Origin of the sequence: Vibrio sp. 1641, from assembly GCF_033339995.1 — a bacterium.
GTDB classification, from domain to species: Bacteria; Pseudomonadota; Gammaproteobacteria; order Enterobacterales; family Vibrionaceae; genus Vibrio; species Vibrio alginolyticus.
This window is the reverse complement of record NZ_JAWOVP010000002.1, coordinates 560,806-585,430: the sequence shown is the minus strand read 5'-3', so window position 1 is coordinate 585,430 and position 24,625 is coordinate 560,806. Positions and strand designations below refer to the sequence as shown.

Annotated in this window: 7 protein-coding genes; 3 read left to right on the top strand and 4 right to left on the bottom strand. The window is 45.9% G+C overall.

Annotated features, from left to right (window positions below):
* Positions 1 to 127: 127 nt before the first annotated feature.
* Positions 128 to 18,745, bottom strand: a complete 18,618-nt coding sequence (locus R7Z47_RS06510; RefSeq protein ID WP_318129903.1) for a retention module-containing protein — start codon at positions 18,743 to 18,745, stop codon at positions 128 to 130.
* 861 nt (positions 18,746 to 19,606) lie between these two features.
* Between R7Z47_RS06510 and R7Z47_RS06505 the strand changes: the two genes are divergently transcribed.
* Entirely contained in the window at positions 19,607 to 19,858 is a 252-nt protein-coding gene (locus tag R7Z47_RS06505) for a YgjV family protein (protein WP_005376619.1), read from the top strand.
* 88 nt (positions 19,859 to 19,946) lie between these two features.
* On the opposite strand, the gene R7Z47_RS06500 is transcribed toward R7Z47_RS06505, so the two are convergent.
* Together R7Z47_RS06500 and R7Z47_RS06495 are read right to left on the bottom strand one after the other, a co-directional pair.
* Entirely contained in the window at positions 19,947 to 20,228 is a 282-nt protein-coding gene (locus R7Z47_RS06500; RefSeq protein ID WP_005376622.1) for a DUF2218 domain-containing protein, read from the bottom strand.
* Positions 20,229 to 20,269: 41 nt separating this feature from the next.
* Positions 20,270 to 22,276 carry a TonB-dependent siderophore receptor gene (locus R7Z47_RS06495; RefSeq protein WP_276576962.1) on the bottom strand — a complete coding sequence of 669 codons (2,007 nt, stop codon included), beginning with the start codon at positions 22,274 to 22,276 and terminating at the stop codon, positions 20,270 to 20,272.
* 116 nt (positions 22,277 to 22,392) lie between these two features.
* Between R7Z47_RS06495 and R7Z47_RS06490 the strand changes: the two genes are divergently transcribed.
* The gene (locus tag R7Z47_RS06490; protein ID WP_213972720.1) at positions 22,393 to 23,361 is read left to right on the top strand and encodes a helix-turn-helix domain-containing protein; all 969 of its coding nucleotides are present in this window, start codon (positions 22,393 to 22,395) and stop codon (positions 23,359 to 23,361) included.
* Between the two features lie 77 nt (positions 23,362 to 23,438).
* Positions 23,439 to 23,825 (top strand): Cu(I)-responsive transcriptional regulator, encoded by a 387-nt coding sequence (gene cueR, locus R7Z47_RS06485; RefSeq protein ID WP_005376627.1) that lies wholly within the window; start codon positions 23,439 to 23,441, stop codon positions 23,823 to 23,825.
* 42 nt (positions 23,826 to 23,867) lie between these two features.
* On the opposite strand, the gene vctC is transcribed toward cueR, so the two are convergent.
* Positions 23,868 to 24,623, bottom strand: coding sequence for an iron chelate ABC transporter ATP-binding protein VctC (gene vctC / locus R7Z47_RS06480; protein ID WP_256902734.1), 756 nt, complete (start codon positions 24,621 to 24,623; stop codon positions 23,868 to 23,870).
* Positions 24,624 to 24,625 lie beyond the last annotated feature (2 nt).

Here is a 24,625-nt window from a genome sequence, read left to right as displayed (position 1 = left end):
ACAAGATAACCCCTTTGCTTCGTTCTTGCTTTCTATTTCGATTCAAATATCTCCTGTTTAAAATCAAGCTTTCCCGAAAAAAATGGGCGGCTTATCAGAGCCGCCCATTTTTGTGTTGTATACGGGTTTATCCGTTATCAATAACACCGTTGTTCAGCAATGACTCTACAATCTCGTTGGAGCTGAGACCGTTGAAGTCGATTGAAGTACCTAAGTTTTCCACGACAATTGTCTGTTGAACATTTGCATCCGTCGTAATGTTCAGAGAGACACTTTCCGTCGATGCATCGTAGTCTGCCGAAATGTGACTAAGCAGATCATCCATGTCGATCATTGAGTTATTGAGATCAGAGATAACTTCACGTAAATCGATACTGTCTTCGTTAACAGTGAAGTCAGTAATGGTATCCACTGCCCCTTCATCAACGGAATCTACCGTCCACTTGAAGATATCACTGCCGTCTCCACCCGTTAAGATATCTGAACCTAAGCCACCGATAAGCACGTCATCGCCATCGCCACCCAGAATAACGTCGTCACCGTCGCCACCAATCAAGTTGATACCTGTGTCTCCACCGACTAAATAGCTGTCGTCCACTGCGGTTGACTGGTCAATATCGTCGCTATCACTACTCACATCCAAACTAATTTGGACAGGTGAAGACTGCGCTTCATCGCCATTAGATTCCGTTGATATGGCCGTAAGCGAAATATCGTAAGAACCGACATCAATACCACTGTTAGTATCTGTTGCGACAATTTCTAGCGTATCAATTTCATCGCTTGGTACTGTCCAAGTGGTACCATCGAAGCTAATGCCTGATGGAGAAACGCCACTTGTTACCTCAGCACTAGCTGGTACGCCCGTTAGCTCCAAAGACAGCACCTCGTCAATATCAGTAAGCGCCGCCATGATTCCGACAATCGCTAAACCTTGACTGCTCGCGGTTTGGCTAGCCGCAATTTGACGAATGTAATTAAACTGAGGATTGATACTCAATGTAGGTGCATCAGCTACAGGTGTCACATTGATAGTGAAATCTTGATTCGCTTCCAATGCGGTACCCGCATTTTCGAAGTACACGCCGTTGTCTTCGACTTTCACCGATAAAGTGATTGAAGCTGCGTTGACATCTCCTGCATCCACAAATACACCCTCAGAAGCGTCTGTTGCTCCAAGAACGGAGTTAATATTATCTGGTGTGCCCATTAGGGTGATTTCACCAGCCATCCCCGCCCCAACAGTCACACCACTACCTGCTGGCGGCTCGACACGAAGGTCGCCCTCGGTAACTGTAAGAGTCACGGTCATGCTTTCATTTGCTTGTGCGCCCGCAAAGTCGACGTCACTCACACTAATACCCGTTACTTTCTGGCCATCAGCTTCATTGATCGTATCCGTTACCGACGTTGCAGTGATTTCAGGTGCGTCATTGGTCGCTTCAACATTCAACACTGCTGTGCCCGCGATTGTAATTGGGTCTGGAGCGCCGTTAGTGGTTCCGTCATCTGTGATTTCATAAGTGAAATTAACGTCACCAAAGAAATCTGCTGCGGGTTCAAACGTCCACTCTGTCGCACTCACTTGAGTCAGCGTGCCGGAAGCTGGATCCACTAACACAACATTATCGACGGTCAAGTTGTCTGACTCAGGATCACTTGCGTTGCTCAGCAACTCAGTAGCCGTAATAGTTACCGAACCACCATCTTCTTCGGTACTACTCAACGTTACCTCTGATGTTACCGGTGCATCGTTCACCTCAGTGACTTCGAAGGTCGCCGTTCCTGACACCGTTTGAGGATCTGAAACACCGTTCGTTGTACCGTTGTCGGTAATGTCGTAGGTCAGATCGACCTTGCCGTTGTAGCCAGGCGCAGGAGTAAATGACCATGTACCTGTTACGTTGTCGAAATCCAATGTGCCGCTGCTTGGATCAACCAACTGGACATTGCTCACCATCAAGGTGTCGTTTTCAATATCAGACGCATTCGCCAACAAATCAGCTTGGGTAATATCAACCGCCGTACTGTCTTCTGCGATATCAGAAAGTGTCACTTCAGACGTCGTTGGAGCATCATTGACTTCCGTTACGTTGAACGATGCGCTGCCGTTAACCGATTTAGGATCGGATGCACCATTTGTCGTGCCATCATCTGTAATGGTGTACGTGATTTCAACTGGACCGTTGTAATCTGGTGCTGGGGTAAATTCCCACTCTCCCGTGCCACTGTTGAAAGTAATGCTGCCCGAATTCGGATCCGTTAACTGAACATTGCTAACCGTGAGATTATCGTTCTCTACGTCTGTCGCATTCGCAATAAGATCCGCTTCAGAGATGGAGAACACACCACTGTCTTCTTCAATGTCCGGTAGCGTCACTGGCGTAGTTTCTGGGGTATCATTCACCGCTGTTACTTCAATATTGAAGCTGCTGCTGTTGGTATTTAGGGTGTCATCTACCCCACCAATTACGATACCTTCATTACCTTGGTCATCGACTGTCACGTCCACCTGAACGTCACCAAAGAAGTTCAGCTCTGGGTTAAACTCAATCAGACCGTCTGCAATGGCATTGTTTAGATCGGCCACTGTGCCTTTCAGTTCAACGGAGTCCGTACCATCACCGCTCACGGTTAGGTTGTAAGTAGCGATGAGCGTTGGATTAAGCTCCAAGATACCGCTGTCGACGTTCACATTGAGTACATATTCAGCATTCGGATCATCGAGTACGGCATCAATGTCGGTAATGCTGAAACCATCAAGCAGCAATGGCGTATCTTCTGGTGTTTCCACATCCACGGTGTTGACGAACTCTGGACGATCGTTCACTGCTTCAACATCAACAGTGACATCAAACTCCTCTGCGGAGCCCAAGCTTTGACTGCCATCGAGCCCAGTATCAACGGCTTGCACTTTGAAATGCAGCGAACCACCCCATGAGTTATCGTTGCGATCCCCAGAATTAAACACCACTTGATCCAAGTCTTGAGCATTGATTTCTAAGACAAAAATGCCGCCGCCTTGGTCAGTAAACACGGTCCCATCAGGTAATGAAACACTCGCCCCATCAGGGACATTGGAGACCTCAACTCTCAGCGTCTCTGGATCATTTTCCTGGTAGTTTGCACCATCTCCGATGGACTCTTTGTTATCAACCACTAACGCATTTACATTAATAACAATGTCTTCGCCCTCATTACCTGCAGCCGAAGTATCGGGATTCACATCAACATCATCACCAATAGGATTAACAATCAGCGTAAAGTTGTTGTTTCGTTCCGTTGGAACTTGTAGCAACTCCTCTTGAATGAAGACCGTAATACCTATCTCAGCCTCGCCACTAAAGTGTTTTGGCGGTTTAATTTGGATGTCACTCAGGTCAATGGACGTCTGAGTGAGATCTTTTAGTTGAATACTCCATTCGCCCCCACCGTTGTTCTTAACAACATAATCAGAGGAATTGGATTTAACGATAAAGTCATCAGGAAGCCCCGTTAACTTGAGTGAAACGAAACTCTCAGAACCGTCATTATCGTTCAGGCTGATCGAAACACCAGACCCTGATTGATTAAGCGAAATTAAAGTATCTTCGTCGCCAATCACCGTGATTGGCTGCGTCGGATCGGCACCTGTAATGGTAATGTCATCAACGACTGGCGTAACTTCAAATGTGACATCGTCAGTGAAAGTTCTTACATCTATATTATCGCCAGAGTTATTCAAGATAGACTGATCAAACACAGCTTCATCAGTAATTTCTCCCTCGATATTAATCTTGACGGTATTTTGGCCACCACCTACGGGGTAATTTTCTTTTGGCTTAAACAGAACATTGTCAAGCGCACCAGCTAAAATCTCAGCTTCATTAAACTCAATACTGGTTCCTAAGCTGTTACCATTGGCATCAACAAACTCACCTAATGTTGTGTCATCAAGCTCTAACTTGATGTTCGTTAGTGTTTCTCGACCACCTTGAGTGTTGTTAAATTGATCGGCAAAATCAACACTCAAGTTAAGTTGGATTAAGCCATCTTCGTAACCAACACCATCCGCCGTGGGAACGTCGTTATTTAGATCAGTCACAGGTTGTTTGTTTGCATCCAAGCCGAAAGTACCGACGATATCTACTCTTACATTTGGTGTGACATCGCTATCCAACGGCTGATCCCCGGCTGAACTCGGAACGTCTGCAACCGGTAAAACCTGAACTGGAAACTGAACATTATTTTCTTTTTCATCACCGGACTCAGTGTCTTTAGTGACGAACCGAATTGGTAATTCGAAATCACCTGCGTAATCTTCTGCCAAGTGCATCGTCAAACCATCAAGGCCAGTAATATTTCCACTCGCATCGATATGGGCTTGGAACACGTATTTGCCATTGACAAAGTCGATATCCGTCCCCGTGATCACCAAACCAGGAGGAATACCAGGAGCTGAAGGATCGACGATAATAGTCAAGACATCCTCCACGCCATCTGCATTAATCGCATCAACTTTCGACGTTAACTGAGCACCAAGGTTAATAGAATTGTCTTCCAACGCTTGAATTTGGACATCATCAGCCACCTGAATCTCTGCCGCTACACTCATTTGCGGTGTGAGAACGGTAGGAAATTCAAGTGTCACATCCGTTTGGCGCATGACCGTCGCATCTTTTTCGTTGCCCAAATCTTCGCCCAAATCATTCACTTCTGCGTAAATGGTTAAGCCAATTTGAGAGAGACCACCGTTATCGCCATCGTCACTGTCATCGTTTGGTGTTAAATCAAGTCCAGACGGCGCTTTAATTGAGAAGTTGTCTTCATTAGTTACTGTCCAACGACCTCCACCTTCATTTAGTGCACCGACGATAACCAATTGGTTGAGGATCTCAGGGTCCACATTGTGAAATTGAACAACAAGTTGAGTCACCACTTCATCTGAAGACGCATCAAACTCTTGATATTTAATGATATGAGCACCAGATTCGCCCCCCATAGAAGTGTTGATCGTAAAGTCAATGTTACCTTGATCGTCTGACTTCACGATATCGGTAGCACCACCACCACTTTCAGTGACAAGCAGACGGGTTTGGTCGTCTATTGCCCCCGTCTTATCCTCTGGCTCAACGATTGGATTAACTTGGACATTCACCGTACCATTGATGGTTTTCTCTGCGATACCTTCACCGGGATTCGAAGCGTCAACATATTCATGGTCAATCTCTTTCACAGTGACGGTTGTGGTCAAGTCAAAGTCAGTACTTGAATCCTGCTCCAACTGGACTTGAACATAGCCACTTTGAGAGATTCTAGCGGAAAAATCTTGCTCTGATTCACCAGCTTGCGGTGAAAGCGTTAGTGTTCCAGAAACAAGCGCTTGTGCCACACCATCTACATAGACCGTGCTGCCTGGAGGAAATCCAGAGATGGTTACATCACTAAAGAATTCATCGGTATCAGGGCTTTGTACGAGCGTCGGTTTCCAATCGATGTCAAAGCGCGTATCTTCATCTCCCTCCGATCGAACAACGTAGTTATCTTGAGCGTCAATAACGGGTTCGACCTTGATCCTTACCTCTCTTTCAATCACACGACTATGACCATCATTTTCGGTAACAATGATCGTCCCTGTAATCGCAATGTTTTCGGTTGAAGAGGCTTCTGGAATAATTTGAATACCGGAATTAAAATTCAGCCCAGTGATGTTTGCTTCGTAAATCGGTTGACCGTTACCATCATAGCCAACAAAGGTGAGGTCAACGCTTGAACCGTCTGAATCTACGACACGAACACCGTCGGGGATGTTGGACAGGATAACAGTAATGGCTTCTGAATCATCCTGTGGTCTATCGGCAACTTCACCTGATACAACCGAGAAGTTGAGGTTTACAACACCATTCTCTTCAATAGTCGTCTCTATCCCGGCCACATCTCCGTCTACGAATCGGTTCCAAACGTTCCCCGCGTCAATTAATACCGTGTCTGGTATGTCAGCAACACCTTTTACACCAACGATGACGGTCTTACTGCCCAGTGACAACACATCTTCTGTCGTACCGGTAGACAATGATGCTGTGTCTTTCACAATGCCTTCGACATTGAAAGTAAAGTCATCATTGCTGTGCAACGGAGGAAGAACTTCGACGTTCGCTAATTCAGACTCTGGCACTTCGTAATAAAGTACATTGCCGCCTGAATCGGTCACTTCTACTATCTGACTTGGGTTTGCTGAGTCCAGCCACACCAAAGTAACCCCATCAATTGAGAAGTTAGAAATGCGCACAAATAACGCTTCAGAACCATCTAAGTCCGCTGATGGTTTCATGGTGATCACTTCACTTAATTGGAGTGGGTCGTGATCAGTGACAGGGTCTACCGTATTTTGAGTTCGAGCATTATCCTCAAACACATTAATTCGGTTTACAGTAAAACTACCTTTATCCGCAACTGGGTTTACATCAATAATGATGGTTTCGGTTTCTGAGCGAGCGGTATCTTTCCCAAGCAGTGGATTGTTGTTTTCCGTCGTAATAGCGGTGACATCAATTCTGATTTCGCCCGAGAAGTTATCTATCGGATCAACTTGAACTTCATCAATTCGGCTTGCATCCACCAGATAAACACCACCGGATTTTGGTATCGCACTACCATCTGAATAGACTAACTCTGCGCTACCTTCTCCTTGTGTAAAGACAAGCTCGTACACAATGCCTTCAGGGTTACTAGTGTCTTGGGTTTCAGCCGTGATGTTAAGGGCGACATTGTTTCCATCTTCATCAACCGAGTAGTTAAATTCGCTGCTTGCCATCCACGTTGCAATATCTGCGACGGCAGCAACTTCAATGTCTAAACGACCATTAATCGTATGATCTGGCGTACCATTGTTAAGAATTTCCACGCGGATACGAGGATCGATACCAGAAGCATCGGTTGATGTATGACGATCTGGTACGAAGTACAAGTTATCTAACGAGACAAGCTCACCATTGAATGACTGCTCAACATTTGATGCGTCGAGAACAACCGTATTGCCCACAGATGTTAATTCAATGTAGTTGCCACTGCCGTCTCGGTAGTAGAAAGTACCGTTGTGAGTATCAGCATCTCGAATAGTGATGTCACCTAAGCTCTCGTTACGGTCGATATCATGTAAATTGATAACCAAGTCGACTTTCGCAGGGTTAACATCCAGCGTCGACAAGTTGTCCTGAGTATTTGCAGAGTCAACGCCCACAACGACACCATCACGCCCTTGGTCTTCGAACGCAGTAACGGTAGACGTGTCAATTTGCGCATTGCGGTCTCTTATCGAGATATCCACATCGGCATCTGCGATATCGCCATCACCATCGGTTGCAACAACGTTTATGGTGAAATCAATCGAGTCGGTTTCGGTATGGTCAAGATCGTCATTCGGACGGAATGACACACTGCCATCGGTTCGAACAACCAAACGACCGATTTCAGTATCCACTCCGTCAAGAACCTTGTGAACAAATACGACTTGGTCGCTGCCGTTCAAATCGACAGAATCAGAATCAACACCGTTTTGCTTAAAGTAAATGCCTGAATCATCAGCCGAGAATGAAGTCACTTGTGCGCCGTCAGCACCAAGGTCATCATCCCCCTCTACAGGGTCTCGGAATAAACGAACCGTGCGGCTGCCTTGCCCCTCAACACGCGAAATAGATGCATCGTGCAAGGTTGGAACATCATCGGTAATCGTCACTGGTAAGTTAATACCTGCCGTATCACCATCGACATCGGTCGCAAAGACTGGGAGATCAAGTATGAGTGTATCTTCGCCTTGAGTTGAGTGATCTAGCGCACCCTCAAGCGTAAACTTGTAAGAGCCGTCAGCGTTCAAAACTAGTGTGAACACTGAGTTACCATCAGGTGTTTGACCTTGATAAGTAAAGTTGTTGTTGCTTACCGCGGTTTGAACTAACGTCACCGCAAAACCACCTGAAGTTACTCCTGGTATCGGGTTAGAAGTAAGATCCAGCTGATAAGAGACAACGGTATCTGCCCCTTCCACCGTATCGAAATTGCCCGTTGCTTCTAGGCTGTCTTTGTTGGTTGCCTGAGAGCCGTTGGCAAGGTCATCCTCATCAACAGCCAAAGCATCTGCTGATTTAATTTCGGGAATGTCATCAACTACGGTAATTGGAAGATTCAGTGATGATGACGTGTCACCATCAAAGTCTGTTACTGTAATTGGAATATCAATGACAAGGTTGTTTTCACCTTGAACAGCGTCATGGTCGATTGGTCCCAACAGCTCAAATTGGTAGCTGTCATTATTCGCATCAAGAGACAGCGTGAAGATCTTAGTTGATGTGCCAGTAATAACCGCTTCGTAACTGGTTACTCCACCATTCGTGCTTACTAGATTCAACTCGATGCTGCTGCCGTTCGACGTTAAACCAGACACGACTGCATCGAGGTCTGAAACTTGGTAGCTGACAATCTTGTCTGCACCAGCAACGACCTCAAATCCGCCGTTCAATACCGTTGAATCACTACTTGTCGTGTCAGAGCCACCGGAAAGATCATCTTCATCAACGGTTTGTTGGCTAGAGTCTGTCACTTTCACAATAGCTGGGACATCGTCCACCACGGTGATCGGCAAGGTGATGTTATTGGACACATCGCCATCAAAATCAGTCGCGTTGACTGGGAAGTTAATGACCAACGAGTTTTCATCGTTACCCGCAGGATGATCAAGTGCACCCAACAGTTCAAATTCATAACTGTCTGCTGAACCATTTAGCGTCAGTTTAAAGACGGTGTCCGTCGTACCTTGTACATAAGCTCGGTACTCAATCACACCGTTTGAATTTGAAAACTCAACCAACTCAAGCGGTTGACCACCTGAGGTAAGGCCAGAAACAGGCGATGTTAAACTATCCAACTGGAAGCTAACGATAGAGTCGGCACCATCAGTAACGTCAAAGTTGCCACCAATGATATTAGATTCTGGCGTGTCGTCCGAACCTTGGCTTGGAATATCATCCTCATCCACAGACAAGGTACTACCAGAGCTAATAGCATCAATGGTTGGTTTGTCATCTACGATCGTAACTGGCAAGGTCGCAGTGATGGTATCGTTGTCGCCATCCGTGATCTTCACAGGTAGATTCAACAAAATCTCATCAGAGTTAACCGCGTGATCTAACTGACCAGATAACTCAAAGTCGTATTTACCATCTTGATGAAGTGTCAACGTGAAGACCGTCACTCCACCCGGTGTTTGTCCCACGTAAACAAGCGCGTCAGCAGTTGAAGCGCCAACGTCTTGAGAAAGTGTTACCTCTTCTCCACCCGATTTCAGATTCGGGATAGGATTTGAGCTTAGATCCAATTCAAAAGCATCAATACCATCTGCGCTAGTGACTTCGAACTCACCTGATACCGTTAATGGCTCTTTCGTTCCATCAGAACCAAGAGGTAAGTCATCTTCGTCGACACGTAGACTTTCAATATTGGTAACAACTGGAACATCGTCCACAACGGTAATTGGCAATGTGAAGGCTGGTGAAGTATCACCATCATTATCTGTCGCCGTCACAGGGAGGTTAATAACAATCTCGTTTTGCTGATTACCATCGGGATGATCAAGCGGCTTCTGTAAATCGAACTCGTAGGTGTTGTTCGTTGCATCCAACGTCAGTTCGAACACCACTTCAGCAGGATTGCCTGCGACACCTTGGTATACGTTCACGCCGTTTGCGCTAGAAGACAGAACTAAGGTGATAGCTTCACCATCTGAAGTCAGTGACGCAACAGGCGTGGTCAGGTCACTCAGCTGAATAGAAGCAACTTGGTCAGCACCTTCGGTGATATCAAAAGTACCTGAAATAACAGTATCTTCTGCACTTGCAGCATCCGTACCTGCTGGTAGGTCATCTTCATCAACGGTTTGTTCGCTGCCTGCTAGTAAACCGTCAATGGTCGGAACATCATCCACAACCGTAATTGGTAAGGTGATGTTGTTCGACACGTCTCCATCAAAGTCAGTCGCGTTTATCGGTAAATTGATGACCAGTTCATTTTGGCCATCAGCATTTGGATGATCGAGAGGAGCAAGCAAATCGAAAGTGTAGCTATCATCAGAAGCATCGAGAGTCACACGGAATACTGGTGTCGTCGTGCCATCAATACGAGCTTCGTAAACTGAAACGCCACCTGCGTTTGATACTTCAACCATAACCAGAGATTGACCACCAGAGGTCAGGCCTTGTACTGGCGTGGTTAGGTCAGAAACGCTGTACTCCACAATGCCATCAGAGCCATCAGTCGCGATGAAGTTACCTGCAATGCTGTTCGACTGCGTACCATCAGATCCGACTGTTGGGATATCGTCCTCGTCAACCGTTTGCACACTTGTTGCTTCGATGCCACCAAGTGTCGGTTTGTCATCAACGATCTTGACAGGAATTGTCTCAGCAGACGTGTCGCCATCAAAGTCGGTTGCGATGATTGGGAAGTTCAGTGTCAGCTCGTCACTATCTACCGCGTGGTCGATTGGACCTTCTAGCGTGAAGTTATAAGAGCCATCGGTATTCACTGTCAGCGTAAAGACCGCTTCAGTCCCCGCTGCCGCTTGGTAAGTAAAGCTACCATCGCCGTTTGCGGTTTCCGTCAGTGTGACTGCCACGCCTTGTGATGTGAGTCCAGCTACAGGTGTTGCAGAAGCATCGAGCTGATAGCTCACCACTCGGTCCGAGCCTTGTGTGGTGGTAAAGTTACCATCGATTGAAATCGGGTCAGTTTGGTCTGAGCCAATCGTACTTAAGTCATCTTCATCAACGGTAATCGCATCGACATCAGTAATGGTCGGTTTATCATCCACGATGGTGACTGGGATCGTTTCTGTGGTGGTATCACCATCAAAATCCGTTGCGATGATTGGGAAGTTCAGCGTCAGCTCATCACTGTCTACCGCATGGTCGATTGGCCCTTGCAGCGTGAAGTTGTATGAGCCATCCGTGTTTACTGTTAGCGTAAATACGGCTTCAGTTCCTGCTGTCGCTTCATAAGTGTAGCTACCGTCGCCGTTTGCGGTTTCAGTCAGCGTGACGGCCACACCTTGTGATGTTAGACCGTCAACAGGCGTTGCAGCAGCATCCAATTGGTAGCTTACTACCCCATCAGAGCCTTGCGTTGTAGTGAAGTTGCCATCGATTGAAATTGGATCTGAGCCGTCGGAGCCAATCGTCGCTAAGTCATCTTCATCCACGCGGATTGCGTCTACGTCAGTGATGGTTGGTTTATCATCAACGATGGTGACAGGTAACGTCTTCGATGAGGTGTCGCCATCAAAGTCTGTTGCGATAATCGGGAAGTCGATTTGCAGACTGTCGCTATTCACCGCATGGTCTAGTGGGCCCTGCAGAGTAAAGGTGTAGCTGCCATCTGGCTTCACCACCAGTTCAAATACGGCATTGCCATCTGCTGTGGCAGTGTAAGTAAAGCTGCCATCACCATTTGTTGTCTCAGCAAGTACGACAGGCTCACCATGAGAGGTTAACCCTGCTACTGGATCTGCTGTTGCATCAAGCTGGTATTTAACAACGCTGTCCGAGCCTTCAGTTGTGCTGAAAGACCCCGACATAAACGCATCATCGTTTTGGTCTGAGCCAATTGAAGCGAGATCATCTTCGTCCACCGTGAGTGGAACAACGTTGTCAATGGTTGGAACGTCATCAGTAATCGTAACTGGAATGGTCGCGGTCGTCGTATCGCCATCAAAGTCTGTTGCAATGATTGGGAAGTTCAGTACTAGCTCATCGTTGTTTAACGCGTGATCGATTGGCCCTTCTAGACGGAAGTTGTATGTGCCGTCTGCATTCACATTCATGGTGAAAACCGGATTGCCATCCGCGGTAGCCACGTAAGTGAAGCTGCCATCGGCATTCGCAGTCTCTACCAAAGTAACAGGCTCACCTTGAGAAGTTAAACCTGAAACAGGATCAGCCGTTGAATCAAGTTGGTAGCTCACCACACGGTCTGAACCTTGAGTGGTCGTGAACGCGCCTTCAACATAAACAGCGTCAGTTTGGTCTGAGCCAATACCTGATAAATCATCTTCGTCTACTGCAAGAGGCACAACATTATCTATGATTGGTGCATCATCCGTGATCGTGACTGGAATGGTTGCCGAAGTCGTATCACCATCAAAATCGGTGGCAATAATTGGGAAATCAATCGTCAAGCTGTCGCTGTTAGCTGCATGGTCAATCGGGCCTTGCAGCGTAAAGTCGTATGTACCATCTGTTGCTACATTCAACGTGAAGACTGGATTGCCGTCAGCGGTCGCAACATAAGTAAAGCTGCCGTCGCCATTCGCGGTTTCCACCAAGGTAATCGCCTCACCTTGAGACGTTAGCCCCGCAACAGGATCAGCCGTTGAATCCAGTTGGTAGCTCACCACTCGGTCAGAGCCTTGTGTGGTCGTAAACGCGCCTTCAACGAACAGATCGCCGCCTGGGTCTGAGCCCACACCGCTAAGGTCGTCTTCATCGACACTCAACGCATCCACCGCTGTAATGGTAGGTACATCATCAACAATCGTGACTGGAATGGTTTCAGTAACGGTGTCGCCATCAAAGTCGGTTGCGATAATTGGGAAGTTGAGCGTTAACTCATCACTATCAACCGCGTGATCAATCGGCCCTTCTAGCGTGAAGTTGTAAGATCCATCAGTATTCACTGTCAGCGTAAAGACCGCTTCAGAGCCCGCGGTTGCTTCGTAGGTAAAGCTGCCATCACCGTTTGCAGTTTCAGTTAATGTGACCGCCACACCTTGCGATGTTAAACCGTCAACTGGTGTTGATGAGCCATCTAACTGGTAGCTCACCACTCGGTCTGAACCTTGTGTGGTGGTGAAGTTACCATCAATAGAAATTGGATTGCTTTGGTCTGAACCGATTGACGCTAGGTCATCTTCATCAACCGTAATGGCATCTACGTCAGTAATAACTGGCTTATCGTCCACGATGGTGACCGGGATAGTGGCATTTGTGATGTCACCATCAAAGTCGGTCGCGATGATTGGGAAGTTGAGCGTTAACTCATCACTATCAACAGCATGATCGATTGGGCCTTCAAGCGTGAAGTTATAAGAGCCATCAGTGTTCACTGTCAGTGTAAAGACCGACTCGGTGCCTGCTGTTGCTTGATAGGTAAAGCTGCCATCACCGTTTGCGGTTTCAGTCAGCGTGACTGCCACGCCTTGTGATGTGAGTCCAGCCACTGGTGTTGCAGAAGCATCGAGCTGATAGCTCACTACTCGGTCCGAGCCTTGTGTGGTGGTGAAGTTGCCATCGATTGAAATCGGGCCAGTCTGATCTGAGCCAATCGTACCTAAGTCATCTTCATCAACGGTAATCGCATCAACATCGGTAATGGTCGGTTTATCATCCACGATGGTGACTGGGATCGTTTCTGTGGTGGTATCACCATCAAAATCCGTCGCGATGATTGGGAAGTTCAGTGTCAGCTCATCACTGTCTGTCGCATGGTCGATTGGACCTTGCAGCGTGAAGTTGTATGAACCATCCGTATTAACGGTCAGCGTAAATACTGCTTCAGTTCCTGCTGTCGCTTCATAAGTGTAGCTACCGTCGCCATTTGCGGTTTCAGCCAGCGTGACGGCCACACCTTGTGATGTTAGACCATCAACTGGCGTTGCAGCAGCATCCAATTGGTAGCTTACTACCCCATCAGAACCTTGCGTTGTAGTGAAGTTGCCATCGATTGAAATTGGATCTGAGCCGTCAGAGCCAATCGTCGCTAAGTCATCTTCATCCACGCGGATTGCGTCTACGTCAGTGATGGTTGGTTTATCATCAACGATGGTGACAGGTAGTGTTTCTGTCGACGTGTCGCCATCAAAGTCTGTTGCGATAATCGGGAAGTCGATTTGCAGGCTGTCGCTATTCACCGCATGGTCTAGTGGGCCCTGCAGAGTAAAGGTGTAGCTGCCGTCTGGCTTCACCACCAATTCAAATACGTCATTGCCATTTGCTGTGGCAGTGTAAGTAAAGCTGCCATCACCATTTGCTGTCTCTGCAAGCACGACAGGCTCACCATGAGAGGTCAACCCTGCTACTGGATCTGCCGTTGCATCAAGCTGGTATTTAACAACGCTGTCTGAGCCTTCAGTTGTGCTGAAAGAGCCCGACATAAACGCATCATCGTTTTGGTCTGAGCCCATTGTAGCGAGATCATCTTCGTCTACTGTCAGTGGAACAACGTTATTAATGGTTGGAACGTCATCAGTAATCGTGACTGGAATGGTCGCGGTCGTCGTATCGCCATCAAAGTCTGTTGCAATGATTGGGAAATTCAGTACTAACTCGTCGCTGTTCAACGCGTGATCGATCGGACCTTCCAGACGGAAGTTGTATGTGCCATCAGCATTCACATTCATGGTGAAGACCGGATTGCCATCCGCGGTAGCCACGTAAGTAAAGCTGCCATCAGCATTCGCAGTCTCTACCAAAGTAACAGGCTCACCTTGAGAGGTTAACCCCGAAACAGGATCAGCCGTTGAATCAAGTTGGTAGCTCACCACACGGTCTGAGCCTTGAGTGGTCGTAAACGCGCCTTCCACAAACACAGCGTCAGTTTGGTCTGAGCCAATGCCTGATAAATCATCTTCATCAACAGCCAGAGGCACAACATTATCGATGATTGGCGCATCATCCGTGATCGTGACTGGAATGGTTGCCGAAGTCGTATCACCATCAAAATCGGTGGCAATAATTGGGAAATCAATCGTCAGGCTGTCGCTGTTAGCTGCATGGTCAATCGGACCTTGCAGCGTAAAGTCGTACGTACCATCTGTTGCTACATTCAACGTGAAGACAGGATTGCCGTCAGCGGTCGCAACATAAGTAAAGCTGCCGTCACCATTCGCGGTTTCCACCAAGGTAATCGCCTCACCCTGAGAGGTCAGCCCCGCAACAGGATCTGCTGTTGAATCCAGTTGATAGCTCACCACTCGGTCAGAGCCTTGAGTGGTGGTAAACGCGCCTTCAACGAACAGATCGCCGCCAGGGTCGGAACCCACACCGCTAAGGTCGTCTTCATCGACACTTAACGCATCCACCGCTGTGATGGTCGGTACATCATCAACAATCGTAACTGGAATGGTTTCTGTGACAGTATCGCCATCGAAGTCGGTTGCGATAATTGGGAAGTTCAGTATCAGCTCATCACTATCAACAGCATGATCAATTGGCCCCTCTAGTGTGAAGTTGTAAGAGCCATCAGTATTCACTGTCAAAGTAAATACAGGGTTGCCACCCGCAGTCGCTTCATAAGTGAAACTACCATCACCATTTGCGGTTTCTGTCAGTGTCACAGCCACGCCCTGCGACGTTAAACCGTCAACTGGTGTTGATGAGCCATCTAATTGGTAGCTCACCACTCGGTCTGAACCTTGTGTGGTGGTGAAGTTACCATCAATAGAAATCGGGTTGCTTTGGTCTGAGCCAATTGACGCTAGATCATCTTCATCAACCGTAATGGTATCTACGTCAGTAATAACTGGCTTATCGTCCACGATTGTCACTGGGATAGTGGCATTTGTGGTATCGCCATCAAAGTCTGTCGCGATGATTGGGAAGTTCAGTGTCAACTCGTCGCTATCAACAGCATGATCAATCGGCCCTTCTAGCGTGAAGTTATAAGAGCCATCAGTATTCACTGTCAGCGTAAAGACCGCTTCACTCCCCGCCGTCGCCTCGTAAGTAAAGCTGCCATCACCGTTTGCGCTTTCAGTCAGCGTGACGGCCACGCCTTGTGATGTAAGGCCATCAACTGGTGTTGAAGAAGCATCGAGCTGATAGCTCACCACTCGGTCAGAGCCTTGTGTGGTGGTGAAGTTGCCATCGATTGAAATCGGGTCAGTCTGATCTGACCCAATCGTGCCTAAGTCATCTTCATCAACGGTAATCGCATCGACGTCGGTAATGGTTGGCTTATCATCCACGATGGTAACAGGCAATACGATTTGACTTGTGTCACCATCGAAATCAGTAGCAATAACATTAAAATCGAGGGTTAAGCTGTCGCTATTTGCCGCATGGTCGATTGGACCTTGCAGCTCAAAACTGTACGAGCCGTCGGTATTCAAAATTAATGTGAAAACTGCGCTGCCATTTGCCGTTGCGCTGTAGGTGTAACTGCCGTCTGCATTTTGCGTTTCGGCAATGGAGACGGTTTGACCTTGAGATTGCAGGCCATTTAAAGGATCAGCGTTTACATCCAACTGATACTGTACGACGCCATCAGAGCCCTGAGTTGTCGTGAACTGACCTTCAACCAACGTTGGCTGTGATTGGTCAGAGCCTACCGAACTTAAGTCATCTTCATCGACGGTAAGAGCAACAACGTCATTAATGGTTGGCACATCATCAGCAATGGTAACTGGTAGAACAAGTGAGCTGGTGTCACCGTCAAAGTCCGTTGCGACAATATTGAAGTCTAGAGTTAAGCTATCACTACCCACAGCATGATCGATTGGACCTTCAAGGGTAAATGAATAAGAACCGTCAGGGTTCACTTGTAAGGTGAAGATAGCGTCCCCTTCTGCCGTTGCAGAATAGGTAAAGCTGCCATCTGAGTTGGTTGTTTCCGTCAGAGAGATAGATCGCCCCTGTGATTCCACCCCATTGAGTGGATCAGTGCCGCTTTCTAATTGATAACTTACAACACGGTCTGAGCCCTGAGTCGTCGTGAAACTGCCTTGCGCGAGCACAGAGTCGCTTTGATCAGAGCCGATGCTTGATAAATCGTCTTCATCGACGGCTAGAGCCTCAACGCCATCAATCGTAGGAACGTCATCTTGAACTTGAATGACAATTTGCGCTGCTTCTGGTGTGTTCGAACCGTCGGTAATCGAGGAACGGTCACCATCCGCATCTACCGCGTAAACTGGCAATGAGAAAGTAAGCGAGTCATCGTTGGCACCCGTATGGTCAAGTTGTTCATACAAGTTGAATTGGTATTCGCCCAATGCAGGCGCATCAATCGCCACATCAAATACGGTAATACGCACACCATCCAGCTCAATGAAGCCTTCGTAAGTACGTACGCCGTTACTCTCGGACGCTAGTTCTAGTTGAACAACCTGCCCTTGAGATTGGAGTTCTCCACCAACATTGAACTCTGTAGGTTCCAACTCATAGTGATCAATGATGTCACTACCGACCGCTGTCGTGATCGACCCAGTCCCACTTGTTACTACCGCGCCTTCCTGTGAACCTTGGTCAACCCCCGCCTCGTCTAAAGACAATCCCGTCACGTTTTCAATCACTGGATTATCGCCATCAAGGATGGTCATCGTAAAGGTGTTGCTTGCCGTATCTTGGTCAAAGTCGACGATTGTGGTTGGCAAAGAGAGCTCAATTGTATCTTCACCGTTTGTTTGTTCTAACGGCTTAAATTGCTCAAATTGGTAGGTACCATCAGTATTCAAACTGATGGTTAAGACGGTTTCATTCGAGCCCGCAATGGATAGGGTGATAGTACTGCCGTCTTCAGAGAGTACCGCTTCTGTCGCCTGATTATCACTCAATAGGCCATCGAACTGACTAAGTCCTTCTTGATTAAACGTGACCGTTGCCAATTGATCACTACCAATATCAACAAAGGTGCCAGTGATTGGTGTAGAAGAAGATTCAACGTTTTCAAAAGTAACGTTTTGCGGCGCAGGATCATCGCCATCAATAACGGTTGTCGTAAAATCAATAGGCGCTTGAATGCTGTTCCCACCAATATCTGCGCCAGTAATATCAAAAGCGATATTGATTTGATCACCGACGATAGATACTTGGCCATCAGCGATGGACGCCACATGGTCAATACCCTGGCTAATCGTGGTAACGACCTCTAACTCTAAATCACGGCCTAAAGATGTCGCTTCGATCTCGATACAAAGCACTTCGTTACCACCTTGAGTGCCGATAATGGCATTTTGCGCTTCGTCGTAAACGAACGCTACTGGCTGACCACCAGAGGTAATGTCACTATTTAACTCGGTTAACAAAGACTCTAATGAGGACGTTTCAGGTACAAATGAAGCAGTATCAAGTGCGAGATCCCCTGCTTCAACCAGCACACTAGAAGAAATGGTTTGCGGGTAGCTAGATAGAGAAATTGAGCCTTCTGTTACGCTAGATTGCAGTGACTGCCCACCATCAGCAAAGATCGTGACATTCAAACCGTCATCTTCGTCGCGATCATCTTCTCCGCTGCGAGTCGCAGACGTTTCAAAAAAAGTAGACGCGAGTACTTCCGGGTTATTATATTCAACCGTCACGTAGCCAGCATTAGCCGAGCCTTCAGCACCTGCGCCAGCAGCTGTTGCTTCTAAGATAGCGGTAGGGTCAGCTCCGTCTAAAATAGCTTGCTGGATAGCGGCAATATCGTTGGCGTCGAAGTCAGCACTTCCAATAGCCGTTGGGTCAAAAGTCACCAAGCCATTAACTGGAGATTGTACCAATACTGGTTCTAGTGATTCAGAAGAAGGCACAGGAAGACAAGCAACACAATTTGCATCGACCAGATAAAGCTCATTATTTATCTGTACGTCGAGAGAAGCATTATTTTCTGTGATAATAATCTCGCCAGGTCTTAACTCATCCCCCGCTTTTATGACCTTAACGTTTCCATCCAGGCCCAAAACCAAAACTTCACCTTTGACAGCATTTACAATCGCGCTCTGCGGTACCGTGTGCGTACTCATCTGACCTCCGCTAATGGCTTACGTTTCCCATTAACCTTTTTAGATAATTTCTTATTAATTTAGTGCGGCATACTGCACACCTTTATGCGATTAAACTAAGTATTGAATCATTAAACAATCGATAAATACCCTACTACCGAGCAACATAAGTAAAACTTACTCGTAGTCACAGAAATGTGACACATGTGCTAACACGTAGATATCGAATAATTATATGAAATTGATACCTTATTCTAATTAAGTGTAGTTGTTTTAAGAAAAGAAGAGAGATGAAATCATTCAGCTAAACGCCAGACTGCCGGTTGCGATCAATAATGGAAGAAAAGCAATGAGAATGTTGTATACACCGGAGCGTGATGACAGCTTAATCAATATCGGTGACGAAAAAAACGTAACGATTAAATATTGAACAACATAAATTGCAGGACAAAATGCAACGATAAAAATGTGGCTTACGATATGAATCCCCGCACACCACGAGTTCGGTTTTGTTCTGATATACAGCAAAAAAAACACGAGCAAGCTAATAATAAAATACATAAACACAGCACTTGAAAATAATTATCATTTTCAATCATATGTAAATATTCCCTTACTTTCAATGGTGTTTGAGCTATTAATGTCATCGTTATTATCAATCAACACAATAAGTAAAATTATCAGTAATTCCAGCCCTAAACGTTTGCGTAATCGCTAACCTTCTCTTAACCTTGATTTGAGGCTTTTATCACGGTTTTTCCATTGATATAGTGCGTCCATACAACAAAAAAAGACCATTCGAGGCATGGAGCTTCCTCATTAATCTCAAGATGAGAAGAATTGGTACCGACAAAATTCGGCAGATTTTAAGAGGGTCAAAAAATGGACATGAATATGGTTGAGATTTTAGGTTATGCAGCTTCAATCATGGTCGCTATTTCGCTAACTATGAAAGATATTGTTAAGCTTCGTATCCTTAACTTTATTGGTTGTGCGCTATTTACTGCTTACGGACTAATGATTGATTCTTGGCCTGTAGTACTAACTAACGGTTTTATAGCTTGCGTTAACATCTACTTCCTAGCAAAAATGCAGCAGGAAAAAAAAAGCCTAGAGCCTGAGAAAGCGCAATAGCATTCAAACAATAAAAGCCCGCAAATCATAAGATTGCGGGCTTTTGCTTTTAACATTCCCTTTCTATCACAGCATCCTTAAACGAGCGCTAACGAACCCAGCTAAGTGCTAATGTTTCTCGACGAGAAAACATGTCCACATGCGATGAAATGATCGCCTTAACCGTATTCAGTTTCTCTTCTGAATCCGCCTCACAGGTTATAGTTAAGCTAGATGCACAAAGGTTAAACTCCGCTTTTCCCGTCGGAAATGTCACCAAACCGCTATTTTCATTCCAAGTAGCAGGAACTTTTCGTCCAAAATGCCGACAAAGCGTCACTAAGTATTTGTCAGCGTGTTCGCTATCTATTCGGGTGCTTTCTTTAATCATGAACTTACTCGTTACTTTGAAACGTCCTATGAAGAACCTTGTTAGAATTGATAAGCTGCAGAGAGCTTGAAGTTGCGACCCGGCTCGTAGTCATCAAGCGTGAAGCCACGTGCAGTACCCGAACGAGACGCATGAGAGCTGTACAACTCGTCAAATACATTATCAATACCAAAGGTCACCGACAGTCCATCAATATCAGACGGCACCCATTGAGCGTATAGATTATGCACATCATAACTTGCTTTCTTTGGCTGACCATCAAAGACGTTGTCTTCCTCTCGAACAAACATTGAGTTCCACCCGAAGATCGTTTCTAAAGCGTCTGACTGGTAATCCAAAGTTAGAGCAATGCTATCACCCATATCAATGCTACGCCCATTGCCCCCAGCAACAGGACCACCAGTATTCTTGTTTTTGGTGTCCGACTTAGAGTAAGAAAGTTTGCTGTTAAACTTGTCGTAACCATAAGAAGCACTTGCCTCAAAGCCTTTAATCTCAACATCACCTAAGTTGTAAATCAGGTAAGTTTGAGTCGCGTTTTGGTACTGATCTGCAATGTAATCATCAATTTCCGTTTGGAATACCGTAATATTCGCCCCAAAGAAATGCTTATCAAAGGTTTTATCAAAACGAACACCACCCTGCGTGTTCAATCCCGTTTCTGGCTTTAACCCATCCTCTAAAAATGCAACGTCTTGGTAAGCAATAAAGGTTTCCATTAGCTCTGGACCTTTAAATAGAGAACGTGCACTCGCAAACAACGTCCAATCTTGAGTCACCGCCCACTCTGCTGCTAGAGCCCAAGTCACATCATCATAATTACTGGTTCCTGTCTCAGCTTTGCGTTTGTAATCATCAAAGCGCATACCTGCGGTAATAAAGAAGGCATCAGAGAAGAAGAACTGATCTTCTACAAACAGTGCGGTTGAAATCGCCGATTCGTCCATAAACTTACGACTACCGTAGTAACTCGAAGACGTTTTATCCATGTAGTCGAAGCCATAAGTGACTCGATTATCAAACTCACCTAACATAACATCTGACTGGAATTTGCCATTCAAACCAAAGTTTTGGTTTTTGGCGGTGTTCTTTGATAAACGGTTCGAGGGCCAACGAGGGGCCATCACCGTTTCGTCACGTTTAATTTCTGTCTCGGTATTATAAAGAGTGACGTTTCCTTGGTGTTGTTCGCCTCGCAACTCGTAACTCAAAGTAACGGTATCGCGGTCATAATCCGTAGGGATAAGTAACTTGCTCGACAGGCTATTATTTGCACTACCAGACATATCAGGACGCGGACTGTAATCTCCACTATCTCGGTACATGTCATAAGAGAGCTCAAAACGATGGATGTCATTTAGTTCATACCCCAGCTTAGCCAGAATGTTGTAAACATCACCTGCAGCACCATAGGTTTTATTGCCATCACCATCTTCAAAATCATCACGCGTAACGTAATGGCCATAGACCATCGCATCAATGTTTTCGGACAAAAGTCCGTACAGTGTCAACGAACCTTGTTGGTTGTCGTTGGATGCATAGCCGCCATAAACACGCGCACCAAACTTTTCATCGTAACGAAGTAAGTCACGAGCGTCTTTCGTTTCAAAGTAGACCGAACCGCCTAACCCGTTTTGAGTCACAGAGTTATTACCTACCTTAATGTCCGCAGATTTGAGAATGTCAGGGTTCAACGTCAAGTTACCAATATGATGGAACATGCTCGCATGCTGAGAAGCACCGTCAAGACGAATGTCCAAATCGGTTTCGCTCAAACCACGAATCGTAATACGTTGATTCACAGAGTGTGTGCCACCAACATCCACACCGGGAATATCGCGCAGTAAATCAGACATGTGATCCGCTTGCTTCAGTGACATGTCGTCCGCAAACATCGACTCAGTGTTGCTGGAAACTTTCGTTCCCCATACAACGACCTCTTCAAAATGTGACTCAGTATCTTGAGCTAAAACAGGGGTTGATAGCACCATTCCCACTGCAAGGCAAAGGCTTGAAAGCTTGATAGGTGAACAAGCAGGGCTTTCCATAACTTAATTCCTAAATATTAATGATAATAATTCTCAGGTATAATAAGCATGAGTTTTATAAATACAAAGGCGATTTGGTTATGCGAAATCGCACAAGTGTTATGAGGAAGTGTCAAATGCAGGAAGTCACAACAAAACGAACTAAAATTGCCAAGATAGCTTTAACCCAAAGACTAGAGGCGACAGAGAAACAATGGATTGTCACGCAAGGCCAACCTTATCAAACTCAACTGGCCGAAGGTAAGTTCCTATCATATCAGTACAATGATCAAATTTTTGTTCATGGCGGGCGTTGTCTAGAACTTATTGATTCGAATATTGTTTCTACTGCACACGCCTCACTGCTGGTCACTATTCTTTTAGAAGGTAGACTCTCGTTTGGCTACGACGATTTGCAATTTGATTTAGACGCGAGCGACGGCCCTAAGGGTGTAGTGGTGAACTTACTCAAACCTGCAAATTTTCGTCGTTCACTGCTCAAAGATAACCTCATTAATAAGATCAACATATTGGTTAAGCCCCAATGGCTAGAGGCCCGCCTTGAGCAAAATTGTAGTCATCGAGCCTTTTTTAACTCTCATCAGGCGTTTCAACAGTTGGAGCTTAACCAGACGCTATGCGAGCTGGCTGAAACGTTAACAAATAGAGAAACACCGCAAGAGTTCCAAGAGAAGCTAGAGGTCGAAAGCTTGATCTATCAAATATTACATCAAGCCACCAAGCAAATTCCTAAGAATTTCAGTGCTAAAAACAGCAGTATTGAACGACACATTGATGGTCGGATTGAGGATATTGTCAGCTATATTGAAACTCACCTTGATCAAGAACTACGCTTGGAAAAGTTGGCGAGCCAATTCTCAATGAGTGTTTCAAACCTGCAGCGCCGATTTAAACAATCACTTAATATGACCATAAACGGCTACATTCGTTTTCGACGTCTTGAGATTGCTAGGCAACATTTGGAACGTGGCCTAGTGACGATAACAGAAGCCGCCTATGAAGCCGGATACCACCACCCTTCTAACTTCACTTATGCCTTCAAAAAGGCATTTGGTGTGCCACCACATGAAGTGATTAAAGAGTAAGGTAACTGACTGTTATTTAGGAGTGTCTTATCCACAACATCGGTATATACTCGCCTTAAACGTTATGGAGGTTAAACATGAATATTGGTGCTGTCGCGAAGCTCACAGGGCTTTCATCTAAGTCGATTCGATTATATGAAGACAAAGGGATCATATCTCCACCAGCGCGTAGCGACTCTGGCTATCGCGAATATTCAGATAATCATATTCAAGAGCTTAACTTGGTATCACGCGCAAAAAGCGCAGGCTTTTCATTGCAAGAATGCAAAGAGTTCGTACAACTTGCTCATAACCCCAACCGCAAAAGTAGCGAAGTAAAAGCAAGAACCATGGACAAACTGAGAGAGGTTGAAGAAAAAATTGCACACCTCATGGAGATCAAAACACAACTTGAAGGTTGGGTTTCTTCTTGTCCTGGAGATGCAGAGAGCCGATGCCCGATCATAGACGAGCTCACCAAGTAAGCCCGCCTATCTATTGATCTCGTTAAAAACGAACTAGCTCGCTTAATGATAGGTACACATGCGCTTACCGTTTAACTCTATGATGTTAAATGGCGTTTCATAGATGTCCTCTAGCGTAGATGCTTGAATAACCTCTTCAACCGCACCACTCGCCACAACCTTGCCTTTCTTAAGCGCCAATATGACATCTGAGTAACACGCCGCGAAATTAATATCATGAATCACGACCACCATGGCTTTATTCATGTCATGGGCTAACTGCTGTACAACTTTCATGATCTGAAGAGAGTGTTTGATATCTAAGTTATTAAGAGGTTCATCAAGAAAGACATAATCTGTATCTTGTGCAATCACCATAGCAATAAATGCAAGCTGTCGCTGACCACCACTTAATTCATCCAAGTATTTGTCTTGAATATCTTGCAAATCTAAGTAGTCGATCGCTTGTTCTATGACCTCATGATCTTCTTTAGTCAGATTTCCTTTAGAGTATGGGAAACGACCAAAAGAGACTAACTCTTTTACGGTAAACCGCATTGTAATCGAGTTAGCTTGGCGAAGTACTGCCAGTTTTTTCGCTAGCTCTTTTGTGTCCCATTCCGAGATTTCCTTGCAATCAATGATAACACTACCGCCATCTCGCTCCGTTAAGCGCGAGGCCATAGATAACAGCGTGCTCTTTCCCGCGCCATTTGGACCGATAATCGATGTTACCTTGCCCTTTTCAAACTGAGTATTGGCCTCGTCTACGACTTTGTTTGAACCGAAAGCCTTCGTTAATTTGTCTATTACTATCATAT

Bases quoted from the DNA above. Each gene is read 5' to 3' on its own strand.
- R7Z47_RS06505 (WP_005376619.1), top strand. From the start codon at position 19,607: ATGGACATGAATATGGTTGAGATTTTAGGTTATGCAGCTTCAATCATG.
- R7Z47_RS06495 (WP_276576962.1), bottom strand. From the start codon at position 22,276: ATGGAAAGCCCTGCTTGTTCACCTATCAAGCTTTCAAGCCTTTGCCTT.
- R7Z47_RS06510 (WP_318129903.1), bottom strand. From the start codon at position 18,745: ATGAGTACGCACACGGTACCGCAGAGCGCGATTGTAAATGCTGTCAAA.
- R7Z47_RS06500 (WP_005376622.1), bottom strand. From the start codon at position 20,228: ATGATTAAAGAAAGCACCCGAATAGATAGCGAACACGCTGACAAATAC.
- cueR (WP_005376627.1), top strand. From the start codon at position 23,439: ATGAATATTGGTGCTGTCGCGAAGCTCACAGGGCTTTCATCTAAGTCG.
- vctC (WP_256902734.1), bottom strand. From the start codon at position 24,623: ATGATAGTAATAGACAAATTAACGAAGGCTTTCGGTTCAAACAAAGTC.
- R7Z47_RS06490 (WP_213972720.1), top strand. From the start codon at position 22,393: ATGCAGGAAGTCACAACAAAACGAACTAAAATTGCCAAGATAGCTTTA.